The 24801-nt window shown below is 70.1% G+C and carries 20 protein-coding genes; 9 read left to right on the top strand and 11 right to left on the bottom strand.

Annotated features, from left to right (window positions below; all coding sequences use genetic code 11):
• Nucleotides 1–26 precede the first annotated feature (26 nt).
• Nucleotides 27–1430 (bottom strand): aspartate aminotransferase family protein, encoded by a 1404-nt coding sequence (locus tag E6C70_RS06035; RefSeq protein ID WP_136423178.1) that lies wholly within the window; start codon nt 1428–1430, stop codon nt 27–29.
• On the bottom strand, nt 1427–1912 hold the full coding sequence (locus E6C70_RS06030) for an Lrp/AsnC family transcriptional regulator (RefSeq protein WP_136423176.1): 486 nt from the start codon (nt 1910–1912) through the stop codon (nt 1427–1429). The genes E6C70_RS06035 and E6C70_RS06030 overlap by 4 nt, the downstream gene beginning before the upstream one ends.
• 121 nt (nt 1913–2033) lie before the next feature.
• On the opposite strand from E6C70_RS06030, the gene E6C70_RS06025 reads away from it, so the two are divergent.
• The 9 genes from E6C70_RS06025 (at nt 2034) to E6C70_RS05985 (ending at nt 19651) form a co-directional block, all read left to right on the top strand.
• Nucleotides 2034–3224, top strand: a complete 1191-nt coding sequence (locus E6C70_RS06025) for an FHA domain-containing protein (protein ID WP_136423174.1) — start codon at nt 2034–2036, stop codon at nt 3222–3224.
• Entirely contained in the window at nt 3221–4033 is an 813-nt protein-coding gene (locus tag E6C70_RS06020) for a PP2C family protein-serine/threonine phosphatase (protein ID WP_136423172.1), read from the top strand. Before E6C70_RS06025 ends, E6C70_RS06020 begins: the two co-directional genes overlap by 4 nt.
• A 139-nt stretch (nt 4034–4172) precedes the next feature.
• On the top strand, nt 4173–5597 hold the full coding sequence (locus E6C70_RS06015) for a serine/threonine-protein kinase (RefSeq protein ID WP_136423170.1): 1425 nt from the start codon (nt 4173–4175) through the stop codon (nt 5595–5597).
• A complete protein-coding gene (locus E6C70_RS06010; RefSeq protein ID WP_136423168.1) occupies nt 5564–11458 on the top strand; it encodes an Ig-like domain-containing protein in 5895 nt (1964 codons plus the stop codon). The genes E6C70_RS06015 and E6C70_RS06010 overlap by 34 nt, the downstream gene beginning before the upstream one ends.
• A gap of 5 nt (nt 11459–11463) precedes the next feature.
• On the top strand, nt 11464–12453 hold the full coding sequence (locus E6C70_RS06005; protein WP_235833331.1) for an AAA family ATPase: 990 nt from the start codon (nt 11464–11466) through the stop codon (nt 12451–12453).
• Complete coding sequence (locus E6C70_RS06000) at nt 12450–13781, top strand: DUF58 domain-containing protein (protein ID WP_235833290.1); 1332 nt, start codon at nt 12450–12452, stop codon at nt 13779–13781. Before E6C70_RS06005 ends, E6C70_RS06000 begins: the two co-directional genes overlap by 4 nt.
• Nucleotides 13781–16078, top strand: a complete 2298-nt coding sequence (locus tag E6C70_RS05995) for a transglutaminase-like domain-containing protein (protein WP_136423166.1) — start codon at nt 13781–13783, stop codon at nt 16076–16078. Before E6C70_RS06000 ends, E6C70_RS05995 begins: the two co-directional genes overlap by 1 nt.
• Nucleotides 16075–16626, top strand: coding sequence for a zinc ribbon domain-containing protein (locus E6C70_RS05990; RefSeq protein ID WP_136423164.1), 552 nt, complete (start codon nt 16075–16077; stop codon nt 16624–16626). Before E6C70_RS05995 ends, E6C70_RS05990 begins: the two co-directional genes overlap by 4 nt.
• Nucleotides 16627–16864: 238 nt before the next feature.
• Nucleotides 16865–19651, top strand: coding sequence for an FtsK/SpoIIIE domain-containing protein (locus tag E6C70_RS05985; protein WP_168770863.1), 2787 nt, complete (start codon nt 16865–16867; stop codon nt 19649–19651).
• Here E6C70_RS05985 and ald read toward each other — a convergent pair.
• The 9 genes from ald to E6C70_RS05940 all read right to left on the bottom strand — a co-directional run bounded on the left by ald (nt 19609) and on the right by E6C70_RS05940 (nt 24759).
• Nucleotides 19609–20724 carry an alanine dehydrogenase gene (gene ald, locus E6C70_RS05980; RefSeq protein ID WP_136423160.1) on the bottom strand — a complete coding sequence of 372 codons (1116 nt, stop codon included), beginning with the start codon at nt 20722–20724 and terminating at the stop codon, nt 19609–19611. The two genes, E6C70_RS05985 and ald, sit on opposite strands and share 43 nt — an antisense overlap.
• A gap of 202 nt (nt 20725–20926) precedes the next feature.
• Nucleotides 20927–21289, bottom strand: a complete 363-nt coding sequence (locus E6C70_RS05975) for a hypothetical protein (RefSeq protein WP_136423158.1) — start codon at nt 21287–21289, stop codon at nt 20927–20929.
• Nucleotides 21286–21972, bottom strand: coding sequence for an Asp23/Gls24 family envelope stress response protein (locus E6C70_RS05970; RefSeq protein ID WP_235833289.1), 687 nt, complete (start codon nt 21970–21972; stop codon nt 21286–21288). Before E6C70_RS05970 ends, E6C70_RS05975 begins: the two co-directional genes overlap by 4 nt.
• Nucleotides 21969–22535, bottom strand: a complete 567-nt coding sequence (locus tag E6C70_RS05965) for an RNA polymerase sigma factor (protein WP_136423156.1) — start codon at nt 22533–22535, stop codon at nt 21969–21971. Before E6C70_RS05965 ends, E6C70_RS05970 begins: the two co-directional genes overlap by 4 nt.
• A 53-nt stretch (nt 22536–22588) precedes the next feature.
• Nucleotides 22589–23194 (bottom strand): hypothetical protein, encoded by a 606-nt coding sequence (locus tag E6C70_RS05960; RefSeq protein WP_136423154.1) that lies wholly within the window; start codon nt 23192–23194, stop codon nt 22589–22591.
• Complete coding sequence (locus tag E6C70_RS05955; protein ID WP_136423152.1) at nt 23191–23790, bottom strand: hypothetical protein; 600 nt, start codon at nt 23788–23790, stop codon at nt 23191–23193. The genes E6C70_RS05960 and E6C70_RS05955 overlap by 4 nt, the downstream gene beginning before the upstream one ends.
• Nucleotides 23787–24137, bottom strand: a complete 351-nt coding sequence (locus tag E6C70_RS05950; RefSeq protein ID WP_136423151.1) for a hypothetical protein — start codon at nt 24135–24137, stop codon at nt 23787–23789. Before E6C70_RS05950 ends, E6C70_RS05955 begins: the two co-directional genes overlap by 4 nt.
• Before the next feature lie 5 nt (nt 24138–24142).
• On the bottom strand, nt 24143–24334 hold the full coding sequence (locus E6C70_RS05945; RefSeq protein ID WP_136423149.1) for a DUF2273 domain-containing protein: 192 nt from the start codon (nt 24332–24334) through the stop codon (nt 24143–24145).
• The gene (locus E6C70_RS05940; RefSeq protein WP_235833330.1) at nt 24334–24759 is read right to left on the bottom strand and encodes an Asp23/Gls24 family envelope stress response protein; all 426 of its coding nucleotides are present in this window, start codon (nt 24757–24759) and stop codon (nt 24334–24336) included. The genes E6C70_RS05945 and E6C70_RS05940 overlap by 1 nt, the downstream gene beginning before the upstream one ends.
• Nucleotides 24760–24801 lie beyond the last annotated feature (42 nt).

The following is a 24801-nucleotide window of genomic DNA, read 5'->3' as shown; positions in this document are numbered from 1 at the left end:
GTAGTCGCGAGCCGTCCCTGCCGCACTCAGAGTTTCGTCCAAGCCTCGCTGAGCACGCCACGCAGGATGTCCGTGATCTCGGTGAACTCCTTCGGCCCGATGGTCAGCGGCGGCGCCAGCTGCACCACGGGGTCGCCCCGATCGTCGGCCCGGCAGTACAGCCCGGCGTCGAACAGCGCCTTGGAGAGGAAGCCGCGCAGCAGCCGTTCCGACTCGTCGTCGTCGAAGGTCTCGCGGGTGGTCTTGTCCTTGACGAGCTCGATGCCGAAGAAGTAGCCAGCCCCGCGCACATCGCCGACGATCGGCAGGTCGAGCAGGGTCTCGAGCTCCGCCCGGAACAGCGGGGAGTTCTCGCGGACGTGCTCGTTGAGCTTCTCCTCCTCGAAGATGTCGAGGTTCGCCAGCGCCACCGCGGAGGAGACGGGATGCCCGCCGAAGGTGTAGCCATGATAGAAGGTCGTGTCGCCCTTCGAGAAGGGCTCGTAGAGCTTCTCGCTGACGATGCAGGCGCCGATGGGGGAGTACCCGCTCGTCATGCCCTTCGCGCAGGTGATCATGTCGGGTTCGTAACCGTATTCATCGCACGCGAACATGTGGCCGATGCGGCCGAAGGCGCAGATGACCTCGTCGCTGACGAGCAGCACGTCGTACTGGTCGCAGATCTCGCGCACCCGTTGGAAGTAACCGGGGGGAGGCGGGAAGCATCCCCCCGAGTTCTGCACCGGCTCGAGGAACACCGCTGCCACCGTCTCGGGACCCTCGAAGAGGATCATCTCCTCGATGCGATTGGCCGCCCACAGCCCGAACGCCTCGATGTCATCGGTGGGGGCACCGGACTCGGCCGCCCGGTAGAAGTTGGTGTTGGGCACCCGGAAGCCGCCGGGCACCAAGGGCTCGAACATCGCCTTCATGGCCGGGATGCCGGTGATCGCCAGCGCTCCCTGCGGAGTGCCGTGGTAGGCGACAGCGCGGGAGATCACCTTGTGCTTGTTCGGCTGGCCCTTGAGCTTCCAGTAGTACTTGGCCAGCTTGAAGGCGGTCTCGACGGCCTCACCGCCGCCGGTCGTGAAGAACACCCGGTTGAGGTCGCCGGGCGCGTAAGAGGCCAGACGGTCGGCCAGCTCGATGGCGGCGGGATGCGCATAGGACCAGATCGGGAAGAACGCGAGCTGCTCGGCCTGAGCGGCTGCCACCTCGGCGAGGCGGCGACGACCGTGGCCTGCGTTCACGACGAAGAGGCCGGCCAGGCCGTCGATGTACTGCTTGCCCGTGGAGTCCCAGATGTGGTGGCCCTCACCGCGCGTGATGATGGGCACGCCGTCCTTCTCCAGTGCCGACTGGCGGGAGAAGTGCATCCAGAGGTGATCCTTCGCCTTCTGCTGCAGGGCGCTGTCGTCATGAGTGGTGACGGTCTGTTCGGTGGTGGTCATCGTGTTCCCCAGTTGTAGAGCTGCTTGTGGAGCTTCAGGTAGACGAAGGTCTCGGTGCTGAGAACCCCCGGAAGTGCGCGGATGCGCGAATTGAGCAGGGCGATGAGCTCGTCGTCGTTCTCGCAGACGACCTCGGCGAGCACGTCGAAGCTTCCCGCCGTGAGCACGACGTAGTCGACCTCGGGAAGTGCGGCCAGCGCGTCGGCCAGCACGCGCGTGTCACCCGTCGCTCGGATGCCGATCATGGCCTGGCGGTAGAAGCCCAATTGCATCGGGTCGGTCACGGCGACGACCTGCATGACGCCGGAGTCGGTCAACTTCTGCACCCGCTGCCGCACGGCCGCCTCGCTGAGACCGACCGCCTTGCCGATCTCCGCGTACGAGCGTCGTCCGTCGACCTGCAACTGCTCGATGATGGCTTTCGACACCGCGTCGAGTTGATGGACCGGCTTCGTCGGTGACGCCTTCCCTGGACTGCTCATTTCTCGATTCTGACAGTGAGTCGGGGTGATGACAAGGGAATCCGTTGTGTTTGTGAGGAATGACTGCCGAATTCGTCAGGTGTGCTCCGAGGGGTGGTGGCGCCATCGATATCATGGCCGGATGGCGGGAATTCGAGGCGATGGAGCGGTCGAGCCTCCCGCGGTCTGGACATTCGCATCCGGGCGCGACTTCGTGATCGCGCTGCCGGTCGGAACGGACGCCGCCGTCCTGGCGGCCATCGCCGACCTGCCGCGGCACGCGATGACCATCGAGCGGCTGGTCGCGACCGTTCCCCTGAACGGCCCTGGTGCAGTGACCGACTTCGCGGCCGTCGTCGCCGGCGCCTCGGTCGATGGGGACGGAGTGCCGATCAGCGTCGTGGTGCGGGGAGACGTCGCTGTGCAGGTGCACTCGGTCGGCGGGTCACGCCGATTCACCGATCGCGACATCCGGCCGTGGCTGCTGGCGGATTTCCGGTCCGTCACGGGCCTGTCCGTCGGGGCGGCGGATGAGCCGGCCCCTCCGTTCGCCGAGCTCGGCCTCGAGGGTGAGCCGATCGGGCAGGGAGCAGACGGCGCGCGCCTCGATTGGGTGACCGGAGCAGGGGACGGCGAGGTCTTCGTCACCGCGGCGTCCAGGAGCGTCGCGCGGGAGGACGCGCTGCACGACACTGTCCTGCGGCCGACCTCATCGGTCGAGGACACCGTGCTGCGCCCGGGCGGGGCCGTCGAGGACACCGTGCTGGGCCCTGGAGCGTCGGAGCCGTCGCGCCGCGACGACGACACCGTCCTCTTCGGCAGGCGGCGCGCGAGGCGGCCAACCGCCGAGGCGGGCGTTCCGGCCGATGGCGCCGATGCCGGCGGAGGTGGGCCGGTCGAGTCGGAGAACGCCACCGCGGCACGTCCGGCCTCAACGGGATTCGCCTTCCGGATCGGCGCCGGTGAGACGAGGCCGCTCGACGCGGTCTACCTGATCGGGCGCAAGCCGCGCTACGCCCGGGTCGCCCCCGCAGACACGGACGTGCGATTGATCGCGGTGCCGTCGCCCACCACCGAGGTCTCATCGACCCACCTCGAGTTGCGCGCACAGGGCAGCGCCATCGTCGTCACCGACCTGCGTTCCACCAACGGCACGATCGTGCATCCGGCTCGAGGGAGGCGAGTGCGCCTCCGCCCCGGCGAGTCGTTGGTCGTCATGCCGGGAACGAGGGTGGACATCGGTGACGATACAATCATCGAGGTATTCGCCCAGACCAGCGCACCGGAGCCGATTTCGACGCCGGACCCCCCAACCAGAAGGCCGACGACGTGACCCAGATCGGTCAAGGCATCTCGGAGCAGACGATCGTGCTCCCCGGCGATGATGCCGCGTCCGTCACGCTGGCGTGGTCCGCGATCACCGACACCGGCCGTCGGCGCGAGGCCAACGAGGACAGCTTCATGGCCGTCGCGCCCGTGTTCGCGGTAGCCGACGGGATGGGCGGGCACAGCGCGGGCGACGTCGCGAGCGCCGCCGTGGTCACCCGTCTGGCCGAGAGCAGCGGTTCGACGAGCATCTCGACGAGCGACATCGAGCGTCAGCTCGTCGACGCCGTCGACGACATGGCGCGCGGAGGCGGCGAAACCGACTCCGGTACCGGGACGACCGTCACCGGCGCGGCGATCACCAGGCTCGCCGACGGCATCGCCTGGCTGGTGTTCAACATCGGCGACTCCCGGGTCTACCTGCTCTCGCACGGCGTGCTCGAGCAGCTCACCACCGACCACTCCATCGTGCAGGAGCTCGTCGATGCGGGCCACATCTCGCGCGAAGAGGCCGAGACGCACCCGCACGCCAACGTGATCACCCGCGCGGTCGGCTTCCACGAGGTGCCGATCCCCGACTACCGGCTCATCGCCATCGAGCCGGGCATGCGTCTGCTGATCTGCTCGGACGGACTGACGAAGGAGCTCACGCCCTACGGCATCCGGCACTACCTGATGTCCACGGATACGCCGGATGCCGCCGCCCGCGGCCTGCTCGATGCGGCGCTCGAAAACGGCGGTCGCGACAATGTCACGGTGATCGTCGTCGATGTGATCGACGTGGTCGGCGCCGCCACCGATCCGCACGATCACTGAGCGTGCGTCGCACCTACGGGACTCCCCGGACGCGGGGGTCTGAGCTGGCGGGCCGTTGCCTACACTTAACAGCAATCGACGGGATGCCGATCGCGCCTGCCGCGCATCCTGCAACGGATATCGGGGTGAGGGGGCGAGCATGACCAGACGACTGCCGTCCACCCCGCCGACGTTGCCGGGATTCAGCTATGTGCACGTGCTCGGCTCGGGCGGTTTCGCCGACGTCTTCCTCTACGAGCAGAACATGCCGCGGCGTCAGGTCGCCGTCAAGGTGCTCCTCAGCGAGGTGGTCAACGACCAGGTGCGGCAGATGTTCCGCGCCGAGGCCAACCTCATGGCCCAGCTCAGCTCGCACCCCTCCATCCTGACCGTGTACCAGGCGAGCGTGTCGTCGGACGGACGCCCCTACCTGGTGATGGAGTACTGCTCGACCAACATCGGCGGGCGCTACCGCATCGAACCCCTCCCGGTGGCTGAAGTGCTGCGCATCGGCATCAAGATCGCCAGCGCGGTCGAGACCGCGCACCGGGCCGGGGTGCTGCACCGGGACATCAAGCCGTCGAACATCCTGCAGACCGCCTACGGCAACCCGGTGCTCTCCGACTTCGGCATCGCCGCGACGGTGGGGGAGTCGGAGAGCACGGAGGCGGTCGGGCTCTCCATCCCGTGGTCGGCTCCCGAGGTGCTGCATGACGACGTGTCCGGGACGGTCGCGTCGGAGGTGTTCTCCCTCGGGGCGACGCTCTACTCACTGCTGGCGGGACGATCGCCCTTCGAGGTGGTCGGGCGCGAGAACACCGCCGCCGACCTGATGGCGCGCATCGCCAAGGCGCGATACCAGCCGATCGGGCGCGTCGACGTGCCGGACCGCCTCGAGGCGGTGCTCGCTCGAGCACTCTCCCGGCGTCCTGAGTCGCGGCAGGGCAGCGCCCTCGAGCTGATCCGCGAGCTGCAGGCTGTGGAGGCCGAACTCGACCTGCCGCAGACTCCGATCGAGGTGGCGATGGACGACTGGGCCATCGCCACGGCTGTCGACATCGGTGAGCGCACCCGCATCAGTGCGGTGGGGAGCGTGGACCCGGGCAGGAGACCGCGTCGTCAGCCCGCCCAACGCGGCACGACGACACTCTCACCGGCCGCTCTGGTGCGAAGCGGCAGCCTCGGTGATACCGCGTCCCGTCCCACACCAGCCGAGCGGCACAGCTCACGGCTGGTGTGGGCGATGCTCGCCATCTCCGTCGTCGTGCTCGCCCTCGCGGTCGTCGCGACCATCGCGATCGTGCGCTCGACCTCCTCCGACATCCCCAGCGTCGCCAACATCGCCGGCCAGCCGAGCGGAACGGCCGCCGAGTTCTCCTGGGACGACCCGGGCGTCCGCGACGGTGACAGCTACATCGTCGCGGTGCGCGGCGGCAAGTCCAGCGTCCAGCACGGAACCAGCTTCCAGGCGGACGCCGCCGGGGCGGATCAGGTGTGCATCACCGTCACGGTCAGCCGCGAGGGGCGCACGGGCGCTCCCAGCAGCGAGAAGTGCGTCGACACCTCGGCCGGTCGATCGCCATGATCCGCGAGTGGCTCGTCTCCCACCGCAACGCGCTCGCCGCCGGAGTGAGTGGAACGGCGATCGTGAGTGTGATCGGCGCAGCCGCCATCCTCTCGGGCGGCTACACCGCGCAGCGCATCGACCTCGGTGACGGCGCCGTGTGGGTCGCCAACGCGTCGCGACAGGTCGTGGGTCGAGCCAACACCCAGGTCTTCGAGCTCAACACCGTCGTGGACACGGCGAGCAACGCGATCGACGTCGTGCAGCGTGGTTCCACCGTGCTCGTCAACGACGCCGGCAGCAGCGCGGTCGACATCGTGGACGCAGCAACGAGCGACGTCAGCGCGACCGTGCCGTTGCCGCCGGACGATCCTCATGTCGCCCTCGCCGGGTCGGACGTCGTCATCACGGCGGACGGCGACGTCTGGACGAGCCCGCTCGCCACACTCTCCGACTTCCAGAGCGCATCCACCCCCAAGCTCTCGTTGGGCACGGGAACGGTGACGAGCATCGACGACACCGGCCGCCTGTTCGCCTTCACGCCGGCGACCGGCCTGCTCGTACAGGTCGACGTCGCGACCGGGGCGGTCACGTCATCGACCACGATCCGCGACGTGACCGCCGATGACACCTTCACCCTCACGAGCGCCGGCGGACGCTGGGCGCTCCTGGACGCCACGACGGGAACGATCGACACCGCCGCCGGACGGGTGAGCCTCGGCTCCGGCCGCAGCGCCGGCGCGGTGCTTCAACAGGCGTCATCCGCCGACGCCGACGCCGTCCTCATCGCCCACGACGGCGGCCTGCTCAGTCTTCCCCTCGGCGGCGGGCAGCCCAGCTCGCTCGTCGACGGTCGTTCCGGTGACCCGGCGGCGCCCATCGTCGTCGACGGATGCAGCTACGCCGCCTGGGCGGACGGCACAGCCTGGCAACGCTGCACTGATCGGGACGGCACGACCTCGGCACTGGGAGGGGCGCGCGGATCCCGGGGGCTCGCGTTCCGCACCAACAATCACTCCGTCGTGCTCAACGACACGACGAGCGGTTCCACCTGGGCTGTGCAGGACGACAATCGGCTGATCGACAACTGGGACGAGTTGATCAACGAGAAGCGCACCGACCAGGTGGTCGAGGAGAACGACCAGAACTCGCCTCCCGAGCTGCAGAAGGCGGAGGAGCCGCCCGTCGCCGTGGACGACCGGTTCGGCGCCCGCCCGGGTCGGTCGACGGTGCTGCCCGTCCTGCTGAACGACTTCGACCCCAACGGCGACGTGCTCGTGATCAGCGCCGTCAACGGACCGGATGCCGCCGTCGGCCGCGTCGACACCGTCGCCAATGCCCAACAGCTGCAGCTCACGCTGCCCGCGGATGCGAGTGGCCAGGTGCGCTTCGGCTACACCATCACCGACGGCCGGGGCGGAAGCGCATCGGCATCCGTCACCGTCGACGTGCGAACCCCCGACGAGAACTCGCCGCCGACCCAGGTGCGCACGACGCGCGCATCGGTGGAGGCGGGCGGACGCGTCACGAATCAGGTGCTCTCCGACTGGGTCGACCCCGACGGCGACGCGATGTACCTCGCGAACGCGACCGTGCCAGACCCCGACAAGACCGCCTTCAAGCCGGACGGAACGGTGGTCTTCAGTTCATCTCCCGGCGGCAGCGGCGCTGTCTCCGTCGGCCTGACGGTCTCCGACGGCAGGGCCGAGGGGGCCGGCACCCTCGCGGTCACCGTCCTGCCGGTCGGCGAGGTGCCCATCGTCGCCGAGGGCTTCGTCGTGCAGGTGACGGCGGGCGAGGAGACCACCGTCGCGCCGCTCGACCACGTGCGCGGTGGCAACGGCGTGCTCCGGCTCGCGAGCGTTCCCGGCAAGCCCGACGTGACCATCACGCCCGACTTCGACGGCGGCACCTTCCGCTTCTCCAGCGGCTCGATCGGCACCCACTACCTCGACTACTCGGTCACCGACGGGGTGCAGAACGCCACCGGCATCGTCCGCGTCGACGTCAGCGCGCCGCCGAACGGGCCCACAACGCCCATCACCGTGCCGCACGTGGCCTACGTCCACACGCAGAGCACCGGCACCATCGACCCCGTCGCCACCGACATCGACCCGACCGGCGGCGTGCTGCTCGTCACCGGCGTGACGACGCCCGATGCCCGTGCGGGATTCCGGGTGGAGATCCTCGAGCAGCACCTGCTCCGCATCACCCTCACCGGGCCTCTCGAGGGCGGGCAGGCCACCTTCGGCTACCGGGTCAGCAACGGGCTCGCCGAGGCCGACGGATCCGTCACGGTCATCGAGGTGCCCCGCCCCGCGCGCCGCCAGGCTCCCATCGCGCGCCCCGACACCGCATCCGTTCGCGTCGGAGACGTGATCGACATTCCCGTGCTCGACAACGACGAGCAACCGGATGGCGACCCGCTTACCCTCGACGGCGACCTCGGCGGACGGCCCGCCGGCTCCGGCCTGCTGTTCGCATCGGGACGGGTGCTGCGCTACCTCGCGCCGTCCAAGCCGGGCAACTACACGGCCGTCTACCGTGTCGACGCGCCGGACGGACAGTTCGCCAGCGCCGAAGTGAAGATCTCGGTGCGCGAGGCGGATCCCGCCTCCAACAATCCGCCGGTTCCGCGGACGGTGACCGCACGCGTGCTCGCGGGGGAGACCGTGCGCATCCCGATACCGCTGACCGGCATCGATCCGGACGGCGACTCGGTGCAGCTGCTCGGGCAGGAGACCAACCCGCAGAAGGGTTCGGTCATCGACAGCGGACCCGGATGGCTGGACTACCAGTCCGGAGAGTACTCGGGAGGCACCGACACCTTCAGCTACTCCGTTATCGACTCGCTCGGCGCACGCGCGACCGGCATCATCAGGGTGGGCATCAGCGCCCGACTCGATGGGGCTCGGGGGCCGGTGGCGGTCGAGGACACCGTGACAGCCAGACCGGGCGGCACGGTGCTCGCGCGCGTCCTCGACAACGACTCCAACCCCGATGGCGGAGCGCTCACCATCACCGCGGTGGAGCCGACCAGCCAGGGCTCGGCGAGCGTCGACGGCGACGTCGTCCGGGTGAAGGTGCCCGGCGCGGAGGGCGACTACGGGTTCATCTACACGGTCCAGAACGCGCAAGGGGCGACCAGCTCGAACTTCCTGACGGTGCGCGCCCGCGCCGACGCCCCGTTGTCCCGACCGATCGCCTCGGACACGGTGCTCACCCTGTCCGACGTTCTCGACCGCTCCAGCATCGACGTCAACGTGCTGGCCAACGTGTTCTTCGCCGACGGTCCGGCGAGCTCGCTCAAGCTCTCCGTCCTCCCCGGCTACGACACCGCCACCGTGACGAGCTCGGGCAAGGTGCGCGTGCGCATCGGCGACGACAGCCAGATCATCCCCTTCGCGGTGGCGAACCCGAGGGATCCGTCGATCGTCGGCTACGCGTTCATATGGGTGCCGGGCTACAACGACGCGTTGCCGCAGTTGCGCAAGGGAGTGGGCCCGCTCAACGTCGTGAGCGAGGCCACCCTGACCATCGACATCAACAAGTACGTCGTCGCGGTCGGCGGCAAGAAGGTGAGGCTGACCGACTCCGGCACGGTTCGGGCCTCGCACGCGAACGGATCCGACCTCGTCGTCGACCAAGGCACCCTCCGGTTCACGAGCGTGCAGGAGTACTTCGGTCCGGCATCCATCTCCTTCGAGGTCACGGATGGGAGTTCAGCAGATGATCCGAACGGACGGACGGCCACGATCGTGCTGCCCATCAGCGTGACGCCGCGCCAGAACCAGCCACCCTCGTTCACCGGCGGCGTGATCGACTTCGAGCCCGAGCAGTCCAAGACCATCAACCTCACCCGGCTCACGAACTACCCGTACCCAGACGACCGCGCGGAGCTCACGTACACCGTGCTCGACCCCCCGCCGGTCGGCTTCTCGGTGTCGCTCGACGGCCAGTCGATGAAGATCACGGCCGACAGCAGCGCGCAGAAGGGCGCCCAGACGGCGGTCGCCGTCGGTGTGCGCGACGACCTGAACGCCGGAACCTCCGGTCGCATCCTGCTTCGGGTGGTGCCGTCCACTCGCCCCATCGCCGTACCGGCTCCCGACAGCGCCATCGCCCCGCGCGGACAGACCACCAGGGTCGATGTGCTCGCCAACGACGCGGCGGGCAACCCCTTTCCGTCGACACCGCTGACCGTCGTGGCCGTTCGCGGACTCGACGCGGCGAGCCTGCCCTCCGGGGTGAGCATCGTGCCGAGCGCCGATCGCAGCAGCCTGCGTGTCACGGTCTCGTCCAACGCCGCTCCGGTGGACACCAACCTGCAGTACCAGGTGGCCGACGCGACGGGCGATCCCGATCGCTACGCGTGGGGCACCGTGCGCATCTCGGTGCAGGATCGACCCGATCCGGTCACGGCGCTGCAGGTGACCGGGTACGGCGACCGCAACCTCACGGTCGCCTTCCAGCCGGCGGCGTTCAACAACTCGCCCATCACCGGCTACACGGTGAGCCTCGTCGGCATCGCGACCGGCTCGGTCGTCGGCTCGACCGAGTGCGCGTCGACCACGTGCGTGGTCCCGACCCCGGGCAACGGGGAGGCCAACGCCGTACGGGTGCAGGTGGTCGCCAAGAACGGCATCGGCAGCTCCGACCCGACCCTCACGTCCGACGCGGTCTGGTCGGACATCGTCCCGCCGGCCCCCACCGGCATCGCCGCGGCCCCGCTCGACGGAGGCCTGCGCATCAGCTGGGACGCCGTGACGGCACCGTCGGGAGCCACGCCCGTGCGCTCCTACGTCGTCACCGTCGCCGGTACGGCACTGGGGGAGTTCACCGCATCGGACATCTGCTCCGCCGGGCGCTGCAGCATCGACCAGGGCGGCCTCGCCAACGGTTCGTCCGTGCCGTTCACCATCAGCGCACGCAACGGCGCTTATCCGGCGCTTTCGGCGTGGACGTCGGCATCCGGGGCCGGTGTTCCGTTCGGCCCGCCGATCGCCGGCGGCATCCGCGTGGATCCGGACCCCGCGTCGGGGGCGGTGACGGTCTCGTGGGACGCGTTCAACGGCAACGGGGACCCGGTCAACGGTTACTTCGTGCAGCGTCTCGCCGACGGCTCCCCGCCCCCCGGGGTGCCATCGGGAGCGTCGGCATGCTCGGTGTCCTCTCCCGCGCCCGGTTCGGTGACAGGTCCCAGCGGCAACGCGGTGGTCGCGGCCGCCGGGGCGACATCCGCCCGCATCACCGGGCTCACCGGCGACAACACCAACTACAACTTCGTCGTCTGGGGCTTCAACCGTTCGGGTTGCGTCCCGACGGTGGTCGGCAGCTCCGTCGTGCGTCCCGGCCCCGGCGACATCACCGCCGTCGCCAGCCAGATGGTCGACTCCGGCTACACGCGCGACCTCGTGGTCAACTCGGTCTCCTCGGCCGGAGGAGCCGCGCGGTTCGGCATCCGGTTGCTGGATGGCAGCGGCTCCCTCATTCCGGGCGCCCAGACCACCTTCAACGGTCAGGGCACGCCTCGGGTGATGTTCTCGCGGCCGTGGGGCGAGACCATCCGCTTCCAGGTGCGCGCGTGCTCGGCCTGGGGAACCTGCGGTTCGTGGTCGCGGACCCTCCCCGACGACGCGCAGCCCTCGCTCACCTGGGAGCTGCCGAGCGCACAGTACGATCCTCAGAGCGCCATCTGGTCCTGGACGAACGCGCCGGACAACGGAGCCGACCATCCCGCATCGTTCAGCTGCGGAATCGAGGGTCAGGCTGCGGTTCCCGCCGGAACGGCGACCAGCTGCATCATCCCCGGCGCCGTGGCCGGGCAGCCCGTATGGTTGGGCATCACCATCGACGGAACAACGAAGAGGTACACGCAGTGACGATCATGGAACGCACTCCGGCCACGACGATGACCGCCGAGCAGGCCGCTCGTTTCGCCGACATCTTCGAGCGTCTGGTCGGGGGAGTGGAGCAGGTGCTCCTCGGCAAGACCCACGTCATCCGGTTGGCCTTCACGGCGCTGCTGAGCGAAGGCCACCTGCTGCTCGAGGACGTGCCGGGCACCGGAAAGACCTCCCTCGCCCGCGCGATCGCGCAGAGCGTGGACGGCACCAGTTCGCGCGTGCAGTTCACGCCAGACCTGCTGCCCGGCGACATCACCGGCGTGAGCATCTACGACCAGCGCAGCGGTGCCTTCGAGTTCCATCCCGGCCCGGTGTTCGCCAACATCGTGCTCGCCGACGAGATCAACCGCGCGAGCCCGAAGACCCAGTCGGCACTCCTCGAGGTGATGGAGGAGGGCCAGATCACCATCGACGGCGTGACCCACCGCCTCGAGCTGCCCTTCATGGTGATCGCCACCCAGAACCCCGTCGAGCAGGCTGGCACGTACCGACTGCCCGAAGCGCAACTCGATCGGTTCATCATGCGCGCATCGATCGGGTATCCCGACCATGCGTCGACGCTGCGCATCCTCGAGGGAGCGGAGCACCGCGCCCACGACCTCGTGCTGCCTCCCGTCGTTCCGGCTGCCACCGTCGTCGAGATGGCTGCAGCGGCCCGCACGGTGCACGTCGACCCGAGCATCAACGACTACGTCTCCCGGCTCGTGGAGTCGACCAGGAACGCGCCCGAGGTGCGGCTCGGCGTCAGCGTGCGCGGGGCCCTCGCGATGGTGCGCACGGCGAAGACGTATGCGGCCGCAGCCGGACGGCACTACGTCGTCCCCGACGACGTCAAGTCGGTCGCCGGGCCCGTGCTGGCCCACCGCCTCATCCTGGACGCCGAGGCGGAGTTCGACGGCGTCGACCCCGCGAACGTGATCGCCGGACTGCTCATCGAGACCCCACCGCCCAGCGACAGGCAGGCCGTGTGAGCGAACGCACGTCGCTCGCCACCCCGGAACGCGTCGGCCGACGGGCGGATGACGCGAACCGCGACGGCGTGCTCGCGGGAGGCGTCGTCGGCGCTGTCCGCTTCGGCGCGGCCGTGCGGCGCGGGGTCCGGGAGACCGTCGTCCTGGTCGGCTCGACGGTAACAGCGCTCGGGTGGTGCGTCGTGGGGGCGATCGCGGTGGGCATGCTGTTCGGCTACCTGCTCGGCTGGCCCGAGCTCATCGCCATCGCCTGGGCCTGCCTCATCCTGCTGCTCGTCGCGGTGCTGTTCCTCATCGGCCGCAACTCCTTCCGCATCCGCCTGTCGTTGCCGCTCACGCGGGTCGTCGTCGGCGACCGCGCCCCGGCCGAGGTGATCGTCGAGAATCCCAGCCGTCGCCACATCGCCGGTGTGGGGGTCGAGGTGCCGGTCGGTGAGGGCCTGGCGGAGTTTCACATCCCGGGCCTGGCCCGCGGCTCGGAGGCGAGCGAGGTCTTCCTCGTTCCGGCCGAGCACCGCGGCGTCATCCCCATCGGCCCCGTGCGCACCAGTCGCGGCGATCCCGTCGGCCTGCTGCGTCGGGAGCTGACCTGGGCGGAGCGCACCGAGCTCTACGTGCACCCGCGCACCGTGGCGATCCCCAGTGTCTCGACCGGCTACGTGCGCGACCTCGAGGGAGTGCCGACGCGCGACCTGACGGCGAGCGACGTGTCGTTCCACGCGCTCCGCGAGTACATGCCCGGCGACGACCGGCGGTTCATCCACTGGCGAAGCTCCGCCCGCACCGGGACCTACATGGTGCGCCAGTTCGAGGAGACCCGCCGCAGTCACATCATGGTGGTCCTCGCCACCGCCGACGCGGACTGCGTGAACGACGAGGAGTTCGAGCTGGCCGTCAGCGCGGCGGGCTCGCTCGGCGTCTCGGCCATCCGTGACGCGCGCAGCGTCTCGGTGTCGGTGGCGACGCCCGGCCGGCGTTCGACGTCGCACGCCCTGTCCACGGCGAGCCGGGTGCGCCTGCTCGACGACCTGACCCTGCTCGACCAGGGGGCCGATCGGGCCTCCCTCGTCGAGGTCACCCGGATGGCCGGCAGGACGGGCGCCGGCGCGGTGGGGGCATCCGTCGTCTTCCTCGTCACCGGCTCCGGCACGAGCGTCGCCGAGCTCCGGCAGGCGGCCGCGAGCCTGCCCCCCGGCGTCGAGGTGGTCGCCGTGGTCTGCGATCCGGGAGTGGTGCCGACGATGCGCCGGGTCGCCGAGCTGACCGTCGTCACGATCGGCTTCCTCGACGACCTCCAGAAGTCCCTCGCGCGCGCGGCCGCCGTCTGATGGCCGCTCGTCGACTCAGCCCGACCGTCGTGGTGGCGGCATCCGTCATGATGGTGGTCTCGCTCGGCATCGCCGCGTGGCCGTTGTGGCCGGTCTACCAGAGCCCCGCGTTCATCGTCGCCGTCGGCGTCTCCATCGTCGTCGGTGTTGCGATCGGACTGGTCGGCGCCGCACGGCGGTGGCCCGGTTGGCTCGTGATGGCCGTCACCGTCGCCGCCTTCCTCGTGATCGGCGTCCCCCTGGGCATCCCGTCCGAGACGGTTCTCGGCGTCATCCCCACGCCGCAGGGTTTCGTCGACCTGCTCGCGGCGACCGCGCTCGGCTGGAAACAGCTGCTCACCATCGTCACCCCCGTCGGCACCTACCAAGCGCTCCTGGTTCCGGTTGTCATGCTCGTGCTGGTCGCGGCCGTGGCTGGCACGAGCACCGCTCTGCGCGCCACCCGGAGCGAACTCGCGGTGATCGCTCCGCTGGCGCTCTTCATCGCCGCCATCCTGCTCGGCCCGACGACGGCGCAGGCGCCCATCGAGACGGCGCTGTTCCTCGGCATCGTGCTGCTGTTCTGGGTGATGTGGGTGCAGCGGCGTCGACGCGCGGTGGCCATCAGTCGCATCTCGGACGGGGCTGCGCGGCGCGAGTCCGCGGCGCGCCGCAGCCTGACGGCGACCCGCACCCTGCTCGGAGCCGTCGTCGTCATCGCCGTCGCCGCCGCGGGTGGGACGGCGGCTGCCGTGGTGTATCCACCGAGCGCCGCTCGCGACGTGCTTCGTACCCGCACCGAGCAGCCGTTCGACCCGCGCGACTACCCGAGCCCGCTCTCGGCGTTCCGACGTTATCTCGGCGCGGATCAGGCCGGCGCGACGATGCTGACGGTCGAGGGCCTCGCGAAGGGCGCTCGCATCCGTCTCGCCGCCCTCGACAGCTATGACGGAATCGTCTATTCGGTCGGAAGCGCCGACGTGAACAGTGCGTCGGGATCATTCACGCGCGTGCCGTACCGGCTCGACCAGAGTGCGGCGAGCGGGCGACGCGTCGATCTCGACGTCGAGATCGGCGACTACTCGGGGGTCTGGGTGCCCGGAGCGGGACGGCTGGAGAGCATCCGCTTCACCTCCGACGACGCCGTGCGGCTCGCCGACGCCTTCTACTACAACGACAACGCGGCGACGGGCGCCGTCATCGGCGGACTCTCCCGCGGCGACCACTACCGCACCCAGGCCGTCCTGCCGATGGATGCCGACGAGCTGGCCGACGTCAAGCCGGGCACGGCCGTCCTGCCTCCGGTCACGGTGAAGCTGGAGACGCTAGACGACACCCTCGCCTCCTGGGTCGACTCGAAGGACAGTCCCGGCAAGCAACTGGCCGAGGTGATCGCCGCCCTTCACACCAACGGCTACATCAGCCACGGTATCGGCGCCGACGAGCCCGTCAGTCGTTCGGGCCACGCCGCTGACCGCATCACCCAACTGCTCACCGACGACCCGATGGTCGGCGATGGCGAGCAGTACGCCGTCACGGCCGCGCTCATGGCCCGCAAGATCGGGTTCCCCGCCCGGGTGGTGCTGGGGTTCGCCCCGTCGATCAGCTCGGCGAGCGGGCCGGTCAACGTCACGGGTTCCGACATCTCGGCGTGGATCGAGGTGCAGGACTCCTCCGGCTCCTGGCTCACCGTCGACCCCAACCCCGAGCCGCGACCGATCCCCGAGAAGAAGCCCGACCAGCCGCAGGTCGTCTCCCGGCCGCAGGTCGTGCTGCCGCCCCCTCCCGAGGACCCCGCCGAGCGACCGGACACGGCACCGCCCCAGAAGGCGCAGCAGGATGACCGGCCGGTCATCGACCCGTTCCTGGCGGTGCTCCTGATGATCGCCACCGTCGCCGGGTGGACGCTGCTGGCGCTCGCCGTGCTCGCGAGTCCGTTCCTGGCCATCATCGCGGCGAAGCTCCGACGACGTCGGTTGCGGCAGCGAGCGCCGACCCCGGTCGAGCGCATCGAGGGCGGTTGGCGCGAGCTGACCGACCTCGTCGTCGACCGCGGCTACGTCGTGCCCGAGACGGCGACGCGCTCGGAACTCGCGACCGTCGTGGGCGGCATGGGGCCGCTGGTGCTCGCCGCATCCGTCGACCGAGCCGTCTTCGCCCCCGAGCAGTCGTCGGAGCAGGATGCCGATGCCGTCTGGGAGGGCGTCGGGGCCGTCCGCGGCTCGCTGGATGCATCGTCGACGCGGTGGGAGCGGCTGCGGGCGCTCGTCTCGCTGGCCTCCTTCCGCCGCTACATCACCGCGAGGAGGGGATCATGACCTGCCGGATCTGCGGCGCATCCCTTCCGGCCGACGCGATGTTCTGCGGCGAGTGCGGCAGTTCCACCACGGCCACCGTCGCGTCCCGTCGGCTTCCCGACTCCCGCCCCGGTGACACGACCGCCGTAGAGCCGCTGACAGCATCCCAGGGCGCTCGTCCGCTCGCCGTCGATGTCGAGGCGACCACACCGCGCGGCGGGCTCCCGGCGCAGCCGACGCGCGAGCCGACGTTCACGCTCGCCTTCTCGACAGGGGAGATGACCGAGGTGAGCGGCACCGGGCTCATCGGTCGTCGCCCGCTTCCCCAGCCCGCTGAGTTCTTCGACGCGCTCGTGACCATCGACGACCGCAGCCTCTCGGTCTCCAAGACGCACCTGGAGTTCGGGCAGCACGAGGGTGAGCTGTGGGTGAACGACCGGTTCTCGGGCAACGGCACCCTCATCCGTCGACCGGATGGCGCCGTGCTGCGGTGCGAACCCGGACGGCGCTATCTCGTACCGCGCGGCTCGCGGCTCGATCTGGGAGACGTGTCGCTGGTCGTCTCCTGACCGTGGTCTCGTGAGCCGTCGTCTCGTGACCGTCGTCGCGTGACCCGTCGTCTGGAAATCGGTCGTCTTCTGGCCGGTCGTCTGCTGGCCGGTCGTCGTCTGAAAATCGGTCGTCTTCTGGCCGGGCGCCTCCCTACCGCCGCGTCCTGACTCCTGCACGGGCGGGACGAGCAGGATGTGCCGCACCACGCACCCGATCGTCACCGACCGGCGACCCGGGACACGCTTGGCTGAGGACATGGACGACCCTCAGCTGCTTCGACTGCCTCCGCGCGCGGTCGCAGCGGAACGCGCGCCCTTCCCCCTGATCGGCAGCGTCGCGCCCGTCGTCGTCGCCGTGCTGATCTGGTCGATCACCCGGTCGCCGTTCGTGTTGCTGTTCGCCCTGCTGGGGCCGTGCATCGCGGTCGGCTCGCTCGCGGATGCCCGACGTTCCTCGCGCAAGGCGCTCGCGCGGGCGAAGAGCGCCGAGAGCCGAGCGCTCGACGACCTGCAGGTCACCGTGCACGACCTGCACGACCGAGAACGGGAGGCGGCGTGGGCGCTCAATCCGTCCGCGCGGCACTGGTTGAGTGTCGGCGATGACGACGCGGGCCGTTTCGCCCGGATCGGCGTCGGGCCGCTCGTCCTGGGTGCGGCGCGCGTGTCGAGCCGGGTGCGCGTCAGCCCTGACGAACCGGGAACCGTGCCCGATGAGCGACGGCAGGCGCTCGTGCTGGCGGCATCCTCGCTGGACGGCATGCCGCTCACCGCCGACCCGCGGAGGGGTATCGGGATCGTCGGCCCGCGCGCCCTCTGCCGATCGCTCGCCTACGGACTCCTCATCCAGGCCTGCAGCGCCAGCGCTCCCGAGTCGCTGCGCATCCGGCTTCCGCCCGGCGAGGCCTGGGACTGGGCGGCGGAACTACCGCACCGGCAGACGGACGCCGCAACAGTTCTCCAGGTGGTCGATTCGGGCGGTCGGGCGGACGACAGTGACGCGGTGATCGTCCTGGCGGAAGCCGTGCGCGACCTGCCCGCCGCCCTCGCGACGGTCATCGCCGTCGGCGGCACGAACGATGCCCGCATGCTGCGCGCCGATCAGCCGCTGCGACCGGTGCTCCCTGAACTGCTCGGTCGAGCGCAGGCGGAACGCGCTGCCATGGCGCTGGCACGCGCGTCGCCGGTGGGGGCACGGCCGTTGGCGCCTCAGGTCGCCTTCCATTCCCTCGTCCAACCGGCCGCCGACGAGCCGGGACTGGTGGCCGCGATCGGACGCGACCGCGACGGGGACATCCGGATCGACCTGGCCGCCGACGGTCCGCACGCCGTGATCGGCGGGACGACGGGAAGCGGGAAGAGCGAGCTTCTGGTCACCTGGATCACCGCGATGGCCGCCCGCCTGTCGCCCGACCGGTTCACCTTCCTGCTCGTCGACTTCAAGGGCGGGGCCATGGCCACGCCGCTCGCCGGCCTTCCGCACTGCATGGGAGTCGCCTCCGACCTCGACGAGGAGCTCGTGGGGCGCGTACTGATCAGTCTCGGCGCCGAGCTGAAGCATCGCGAGAGGCTGCTCGCGGCGGCGGGTGTGGCCGACATCCGCGACCTCCCGACCCTCGCACGCCTCGTCGTGGTCGTGGACGAGTTCGCCGCGCTCGTCGCGTCGGCTCCCGACGCCCAAGCACGACTCACCGACATCGCCGCGCGTGGGCGGTCGCTCGGCGTCCACCTCGTGCTGTGCACCCAGCGGCCGGCCGGCGTCATGAGGGACGCCCTCCTCGCCAACTGCGGGCTCCGCATCGCGTTGCGGGTGATCGACGCGCCCGACAGCGTCGCGATCGTCGGAACGGGTGCGGCGGCGGGTCTCCCCGCAGGAGTGCCGGGCCGCTGCGTGATCAGTCGCCACGGTGAACGAGTCACGGTGCAGGCGGCCGTGACGACGGCGGCGGACATCGCGGCGGTAGCACGCGGCACGCGTGACCGGGTCGCCGGCGCTTCCGACGTGCCGCCGCGCCGGCCGTGGCTGCCGCCGCTGCCGGTCGTGCTCGGCGGAGACCATCCGTTCCTTCGCGGAGAGCTCGGCGACGGCGTCGTTCTCGGCCTCCTCGATGAACCGGAGGCCCAGCGGCAGAGCGTGGTGCGATGGAGTCCCCGCGAACACGGCAACCTGCTCGTCGTGGGAGGTCGCGGTTGCGGCGCGAGTTCCATCCTCCGGCTCCTCGGCCACGCCCTCGAGCTTCCCGATCCGCCTCGGGACGAGGAGGAGCTCTGGGACGCATTGACGGATCCCCAGGAGGGCACCGACAACCGGATCCTGCTGATCGATGACTGGGATGCCCTGAGCGCGCGACTCTCGCCCGAACACCGTCAGGCCGCGATCGATGCGCTCGCGGCGCGACTGCGATCTTCGAGCAGCCCCGTCGCGCTGGTCACCCGACGTCCCGCCCAGCTCGGTGCGCTGTCGGTGCTGTTCGGACGCACCCTCGTCCTGCGCGTCGACGACCGGGCCGAGCATGCGGCGGTGGGTGCGCCCACCCGGTTCTGGCATCCGGATGCGCCGCCTGGGCGCGGAGTGTGGAACGGTTCGCTCTTCCAGGCGGTGATTCCGCCGCCGTCACGGCCGCGCCCCGCCGGGGCACGGGTCGGTGAGGTCTCGTCAGGCGTGCCACTCCTCGTCGTCGCCGCTGCTCCGAACCGGGTCGCCGACCGGATCGCCGCGGCCTGGCCCGGGCGACCGGTGGCCGCGCCGGGCCGTGAGTCGATCCCGTTGCCCGGCGGAGACCAGTCACCGGTTCTGCTCACCGACCCGGAGGGGTGGCTGACACTCGGCTCCACCCTGTCGCGGCTGCGGCAGAACACGCTCATGGTGTTCGACGGCTGCTCGCTCGCCGACGTGCGCCAACTCACCGGCACGCGCGCGCTTCCGCCGGCGCTCACGCCAGGGGCCTCACGCGTGTGGCTGCGGCATCCCGATGGCCGACTCGAGCGCGGACACTGGCCGGCTCAGGCGAACGCGGCGGATGGAGCGACGGCCGTGAGTCCGTGAGCCGCAGCGACCCCCGCGTTGTACACCGCGCCCGCGTGGACGTTGAGCCCGAGCGCGAGGGCGGCATCCGCCTGCATGGCACCCTTCCAGCCCGACCGGGCGAGTTCGCGCACGTAGGGCAGCGTCGCGTTGGTCAGCGCGTAGGTCGACGTGTTCGGCACCGCGCCCGGCATGTTCGCCACGCAGTAGAACAGCGAGTCGTGCACGCGGAAGGTGGGGTCCGAGTGGGTCGTCGGCCGGCTGTCCTCGAAGCAGCCGCCCTGGTCGACGGCGATATCGACCAGCACACTGCCCGGGCGCATGCGCGAGACCATCTCGTTCGTCACGAGCTTCGGGGCCTTGGCGCCCGGCACGAGCACGGATCCGATCACGAGGTCGGACCCGGTGACGGCCTGATCGATCTCCAAGCGGTTCGACGCGATGGTGCGGATGCGGCCGCCGTACAGGGCGTCCAGCTCGCGCAGGCGGAACAGGTTGGTGTCGAGCACCGCGACGTCGGCGCCGAGGCCGATGGCGATCTGCAGCGCGTTGGTGCCGGCCACGCCGCCACCCAGGATGGTGACCCGGGCCGGGTGCGTGCCGGGAACGCCGGGCACGAGGAGTCCAGGCCCGCCGGCGGGCTTCAGCATCGCGTTGGCACCGACGATGGGTGCGAGGCGTCCGGCGACCTCGCTCATCGGGGCGAGCAACGGGAGCGCGCGAGTCGGCAGCTGCACGGTCTCGTACGCGATGGCGGTCGTGCCGGAGTCGATCAGCGCGTGCGTCAGCTCGGGCTCCGCGGCGAGGTGCAGATAGGTGAACAGCACGAGGTCGTCCCGGAAGTACCCGTACTCGCTGGCCACCGGCTCCTTGACCTTGAGCAGCACCTCTGCCCGCGCCCAGATCTCGTCCGCCGCGGCCACGACCTCCGCCCCCGCGCGCTCGTACGCGTCGTCGGTGATGGCGGACCCCGCTCCCGCTCCTGCCTGAATCAGCACCTCGTGGCCGTGAGCGGTGAGATCGTGGACTCCAGCCGGGGTGATCGCGACGCGGAACTCGTTGTCCTTGATCTCGGTGGGCACTGCGATTCTCATGTCGCTCCTTCACTCGCGGGGGAACGCCGTCGTTCCGCGTGCCAGCATACCGGGCACGGTCGACCGCACGGGTGCGGTTATCGTGGCGATGGCCACCATTGAACGCTGATTCCGCAGCAAAATGGCGTTCTGTGCAACGAAATTGCCGCCCGCGGCACGAGCGCGCTACGACCGTGCGCCGACGGCGTCAACGCCGCACGGCTCAGCCGATGCTCGCCACCCGCACGAAGATGTCGAACGGATGCGCAGCGCCGGCCGACTGGAGTTCCGAGGCGATGCGGGCGTGCAACTCCCGGCACGTCGGCGCGGTGGGAGCGTCGTCCCACAGCCCGACGCTGACGCGCACGCCCGTTCCGTCCGGTCGCTCGGTGACGACCACCCGATCGACCGCGCCTCCGACCATCACCACGGAGGTGACAGCGTCCGGCAGCACGCCGGTCAGGGCGGTCACCGCGGCCTCGAGGACGACCGGCTGCGCCGAGTACAGCAGGCGGACGCCGGGGTGCTCGGTCACCACCCTCTCGACGCGGCCGGCCAGCGACGGAGTCGTCCCGTTCGCCTTCACGATGCGACCCCCGTTCGCATTGCCGGAACCGGACCAGGCGTGTACCGCACATCCTGAATCGTGACATCGACAGCCGTCACCACGAGCTCGGTGTGCATGGCGAGTTCGCGCTGGATGGAGGCCCGGACACGCGACGCCACGTCGGGCATTCGCGAGCCCCAGCGAACGCTGAGGTCGACGTGCACCGCGACCGGGGCGCCCGGTACCCCGACGTCGCCGGAGATCGTGCACCGCCCCACGATGGCGCCGTCGACCACGTCGCCGGCCGCGCGCACCAGCCCCCTGACCGCGCCTTCCGTCAAGACGAGGTGGGCATCCGGTTCCGGAGAAGCGATGGGGATGTCGCGACCCGCGTGCGCCTCGATCGCGATGCGACTCATCACCCGGCGCATCCAGTCGTCGGATGGCTCCGGTTCGAGTCGCGCCTCCTCGTCGAGAAGGCCCCGCGTGAAGGTCCGCAGGCGTTCGAGTGCAGCGAGCGCGAGTTGGCATCCAGGGGAGGACTCGATCGAGAAGTTCACCGTCGAACGGCCGGAGTCGAGGTAGTCGCTCAGCTCGTCGACGGTGTGCCCGTCGAGCGCACTCTCATCGAGCACGTCGGTGTCGAGCACATCGAAGCTGAGCACGTCGAAGCCGGGAGCGTCGATGCCCGCGGCACCGTCCATCGGGTCGATGGTCGTCATCGCCACGCCTCCATCTCTGTCGCCATCCGCGTTCGTGCCCGCGCGATCAGGCCTCGCACGGTGCTCTCCGGCAGGTCCAGCTCCGCGGCGATCTCGCGGTAGCGCATTCCCGCGATCTCCTTGAGCACCCAGCAGCGCCGCTGCGCCGTGGGCAGTCGACCCAACGCGGACTGCACCGCATCCTCGAGGGAATGCGCCTGCACCGCCCCTTCGGGTGAGAGGTCGATCGGGGCCGCCTCGTCGTGGCCGGACAGGTCGTCATGGTCGTGCCTCGCCCTCACCCGGTCGATGCTGCGTCTGCCCACGATCCGCATCAGCCAGCTCTTCAGCGCCGCCGGATCGCTCAGCGACTCCAGCTGCTGCCAGGCGACGATGAACGACTCCTGAACGACGTCGTCGACCTCGTCAGTCGACCCGAGGATGTTGCGCGCATAGGCACGCATGAGACCGCTGTGGCGACGGACGATCAACTCGAACGCGCGCGCGTCGCCATCGGCAGCGCGGCCGACGATGACGCGCTCGTCGACCTGGTCGAGCGTCGGCTGCTGCTGCGAGGTTCTCATCTCCGGATATGGTCGCAGATCGGGCGCGGGACGACGGGTCGTTGACAATCGGCTCACCGGGTGCGTGTTCGCGGTGCCACCCGGGCCCGGAAGCCGCCGCTCACCTGGATAAGCGCTGGGATCTCCCGACCGAGCAGCGCGTCCAGGCCGGTCAGGCTGTGCTGTACGACGGTGACCGCCGATCGCGGCGACACCCCGCGGCGACAGGTCACGGAGACCTTCAACACGGAGACGCCCCGCACACGATAGGTGCTCACCCGCGAGGCGAGGAAGTCGGTGTTCCCGTCGATGTCCTGCTGCACAGCGCTCTCGGCGACACTCGAGTCGATCACCGTGGTGCCCGTCGGCGAGGTCTCCTCGCGGATGAGGGTGCCGTGGTGACCGTGCCCCTGACGCGCGACGAAGACGATCAGGAGGATGACGAGGACGGCGATGACGGCGAGCACGAGGATCCATCCCCATTGGATCGACGTCTGTGCCACCGTGGTGGACTTCAGCCAGCCCGTCACGGCGCCGTGCACGTCCCGCGCGTTCTCGACGTACGGATCGCGGACCGCGCCGATCGACGCGATGCCGACGAGCGCCGCGCCGACGGCGAGGAAGATCACGCCGATGACCGCCACGAGGACCCGATTGACGACCCGGTTGGTGTTGTTCATGCTCCGACCCTTCCCCGCTCCGCGACGACGATGCGCGGCTCCAGTGACGGCGTGAGGTCGAAGGCCTCGAGCTGCTCGGCGACAGTGGAGATGACGGCGTCGCGACGGATGCGGGTGCCGCTGGTCGGGACGAGGTGCACGCCGGCCACACGCCGGGAGACGCTGACCGTGGTGTTGTCGGGGTCGACGTCACCCGCGTGGGCGGCATGGCGCGCCAGTGCCGAGGCGATCACCTCGTCGTCCACGACGGCGAGTCCGCGCTCGGTGCTCATCTGGTGACGACCGCGACGACCCGGAGTTGCGGCACCGATGATGAGCAACGCACCGATGAGGAGCAGTCCCACCCCGACGCCCACCACTAGTCCGTCGGGCGCGTCGTCGAGATGCGCGAGGGCATCCAGCATGTCGAGCGGGGCGGCGAGCAGCGCGCGAGTGCCGATCATCGCCAAGACGATCTCCGTGCCCAGATAGAGGAGGGCCAAGATGAGGACGACGGCCACCGTGATGGCGAGCACCGACCGGGGGGAGTGGGTCTCCCGGCGCAGGATGCGTCGATAGGTCGACTGCGTGCGCCGATACGTCGAGGGCTCGCTCATCGCACACGTTCCTGCCGGGCGATGTCGACCCCCGTGAGATGCACGGTGACATGGGCGATCTCGGCACCCGTGATGGCGGTGACCGATGAGTGGATCGAGCCCTGGCCGCGCGCCGCACGTTCGATGATGGTGCTGTCGCGCATCCCGCCGCTTCGATCGATGCCGGCGAGCGGCGCCACCCGGATCGGGGTGTTCACCACCAGCGCGAGCAGGCCGTTCCGATCCGAGAGATCGACTCGCACGTCACCGGAGCGCACGCCGAAAGTCTCGGCTGCCACGGCTTCGCTCACCCGGGTGAGCGCGCGCGAGGTGACGGTGGTCCGACCGCGGGGGGCCGGTTCGCTCACCTCGCTCACGACGAGGAGCGCTTGCCGCGGACGGCGTCGATGAGCGAGCTGACATCCAGCCGCCCGTCGACGATGCGTCCGACGAACGCGCCGACGACCATGGCGAGGGCGACGAGCACGAAGGCCCAGAAGCCCCACCAGATCCAGACCAGCGCGAGGATCCCGGCGATCAGCGCACCGAACTTGGTGGCCGTCATCAGAGCACGCGCGACTCGGCGGCCGAATCGCTGTCGTCGGACGGCAGGTTGACGTCGTTGACGGTCACGTTGACCTCGGTCACGTCCATTCCGACGAGCGTCTCGATCGCCGTGGTGACGGCCGAGCGCACGCGCGAGGCGACATCCTGCAGCGGCACCGGGTACTCGGCCACGATGGTCACGTCGACGGCCACCTGGGTCTCGCCGACCTCGACGCTGATGCCCTGGCTCAGGTCGGTGCTGCTCATGGCGTCTCGGATCGCGCCCATCACGCGCGCGGCGCCGCCGCCGAGGGCGTGGACGCCGGGAACCTCACGAGCGGCGATGCCCGCGACCTTCGCGACCACGGAGTCGTTGATGACGGTTCGCCCGCCGCCCGACGTCGACATTGTGGTGCCGCTGGATGCGGTGGTGGCGGTGGTCATGTTGGCCATGGGTGCAACTCCTTCTCGTCACGGGCGAGGAAA

The organism is Orlajensenia flava (assembly GCF_004801905.1).
GTDB lineage: Bacteria > Actinomycetota > Actinomycetes > Actinomycetales > Microbacteriaceae > Orlajensenia > Orlajensenia flava.
The sequence above is the reverse complement of the archived record's forward strand: the minus strand, read 5'-3'. Positions and strand labels throughout refer to the sequence as shown.

What these genes read in the sequence shown, in the direction of transcription:
- E6C70_RS05985 (WP_168770863.1), top strand. Translation starts at nt 16,865, where the DNA reads ATGGACGACCCTCAGCTGCTTCGACTGCCTCCGCGCGCGGTCGCAGCG.
- E6C70_RS05945 (WP_136423149.1), bottom strand. Translation starts at nt 24,334, where the DNA reads ATGACGGCCACCAAGTTCGGTGCGCTGATCGCCGGGATCCTCGCGCTG.
- E6C70_RS06035 (WP_136423178.1), bottom strand. Translation starts at nt 1,430, where the DNA reads ATGACCACCACCGAACAGACCGTCACCACTCATGACGACAGCGCCCTG.
- E6C70_RS06025 (WP_136423174.1), top strand. Translation starts at nt 2,034, where the DNA reads ATGGCGGGAATTCGAGGCGATGGAGCGGTCGAGCCTCCCGCGGTCTGG.
- E6C70_RS05955 (WP_136423152.1), bottom strand. Translation starts at nt 23,790, where the DNA reads ATGAGCGAGCCCTCGACGTATCGGCGCACGCAGTCGACCTATCGACGC.
- E6C70_RS05940 (WP_235833330.1), bottom strand. Translation starts at nt 24,759, where the DNA reads ATGACCACCGCCACCACCGCATCCAGCGGCACCACAATGTCGACGTCG.
- E6C70_RS05965 (WP_136423156.1), bottom strand. Translation starts at nt 22,535, where the DNA reads ATGAGAACCTCGCAGCAGCAGCCGACGCTCGACCAGGTCGACGAGCGC.
- E6C70_RS05990 (WP_136423164.1), top strand. Translation starts at nt 16,075, where the DNA reads ATGACCTGCCGGATCTGCGGCGCATCCCTTCCGGCCGACGCGATGTTC.
- ald (WP_136423160.1), bottom strand. Translation starts at nt 20,724, where the DNA reads ATGAGAATCGCAGTGCCCACCGAGATCAAGGACAACGAGTTCCGCGTC.
- E6C70_RS06015 (WP_136423170.1), top strand. Translation starts at nt 4,173, where the DNA reads ATGACCAGACGACTGCCGTCCACCCCGCCGACGTTGCCGGGATTCAGC.
- E6C70_RS05970 (WP_235833289.1), bottom strand. Translation starts at nt 21,972, where the DNA reads ATGACGACCATCGACCCGATGGACGGTGCCGCGGGCATCGACGCTCCC.
- E6C70_RS05995 (WP_136423166.1), top strand. Translation starts at nt 13,781, where the DNA reads ATGGCCGCTCGTCGACTCAGCCCGACCGTCGTGGTGGCGGCATCCGTC.
- E6C70_RS06005 (WP_235833331.1), top strand. Translation starts at nt 11,464, where the DNA reads ATGGAACGCACTCCGGCCACGACGATGACCGCCGAGCAGGCCGCTCGT.
- E6C70_RS05960 (WP_136423154.1), bottom strand. Translation starts at nt 23,194, where the DNA reads ATGAACAACACCAACCGGGTCGTCAATCGGGTCCTCGTGGCGGTCATC.
- E6C70_RS06030 (WP_136423176.1), bottom strand. Translation starts at nt 1,912, where the DNA reads ATGAGCAGTCCAGGGAAGGCGTCACCGACGAAGCCGGTCCATCAACTC.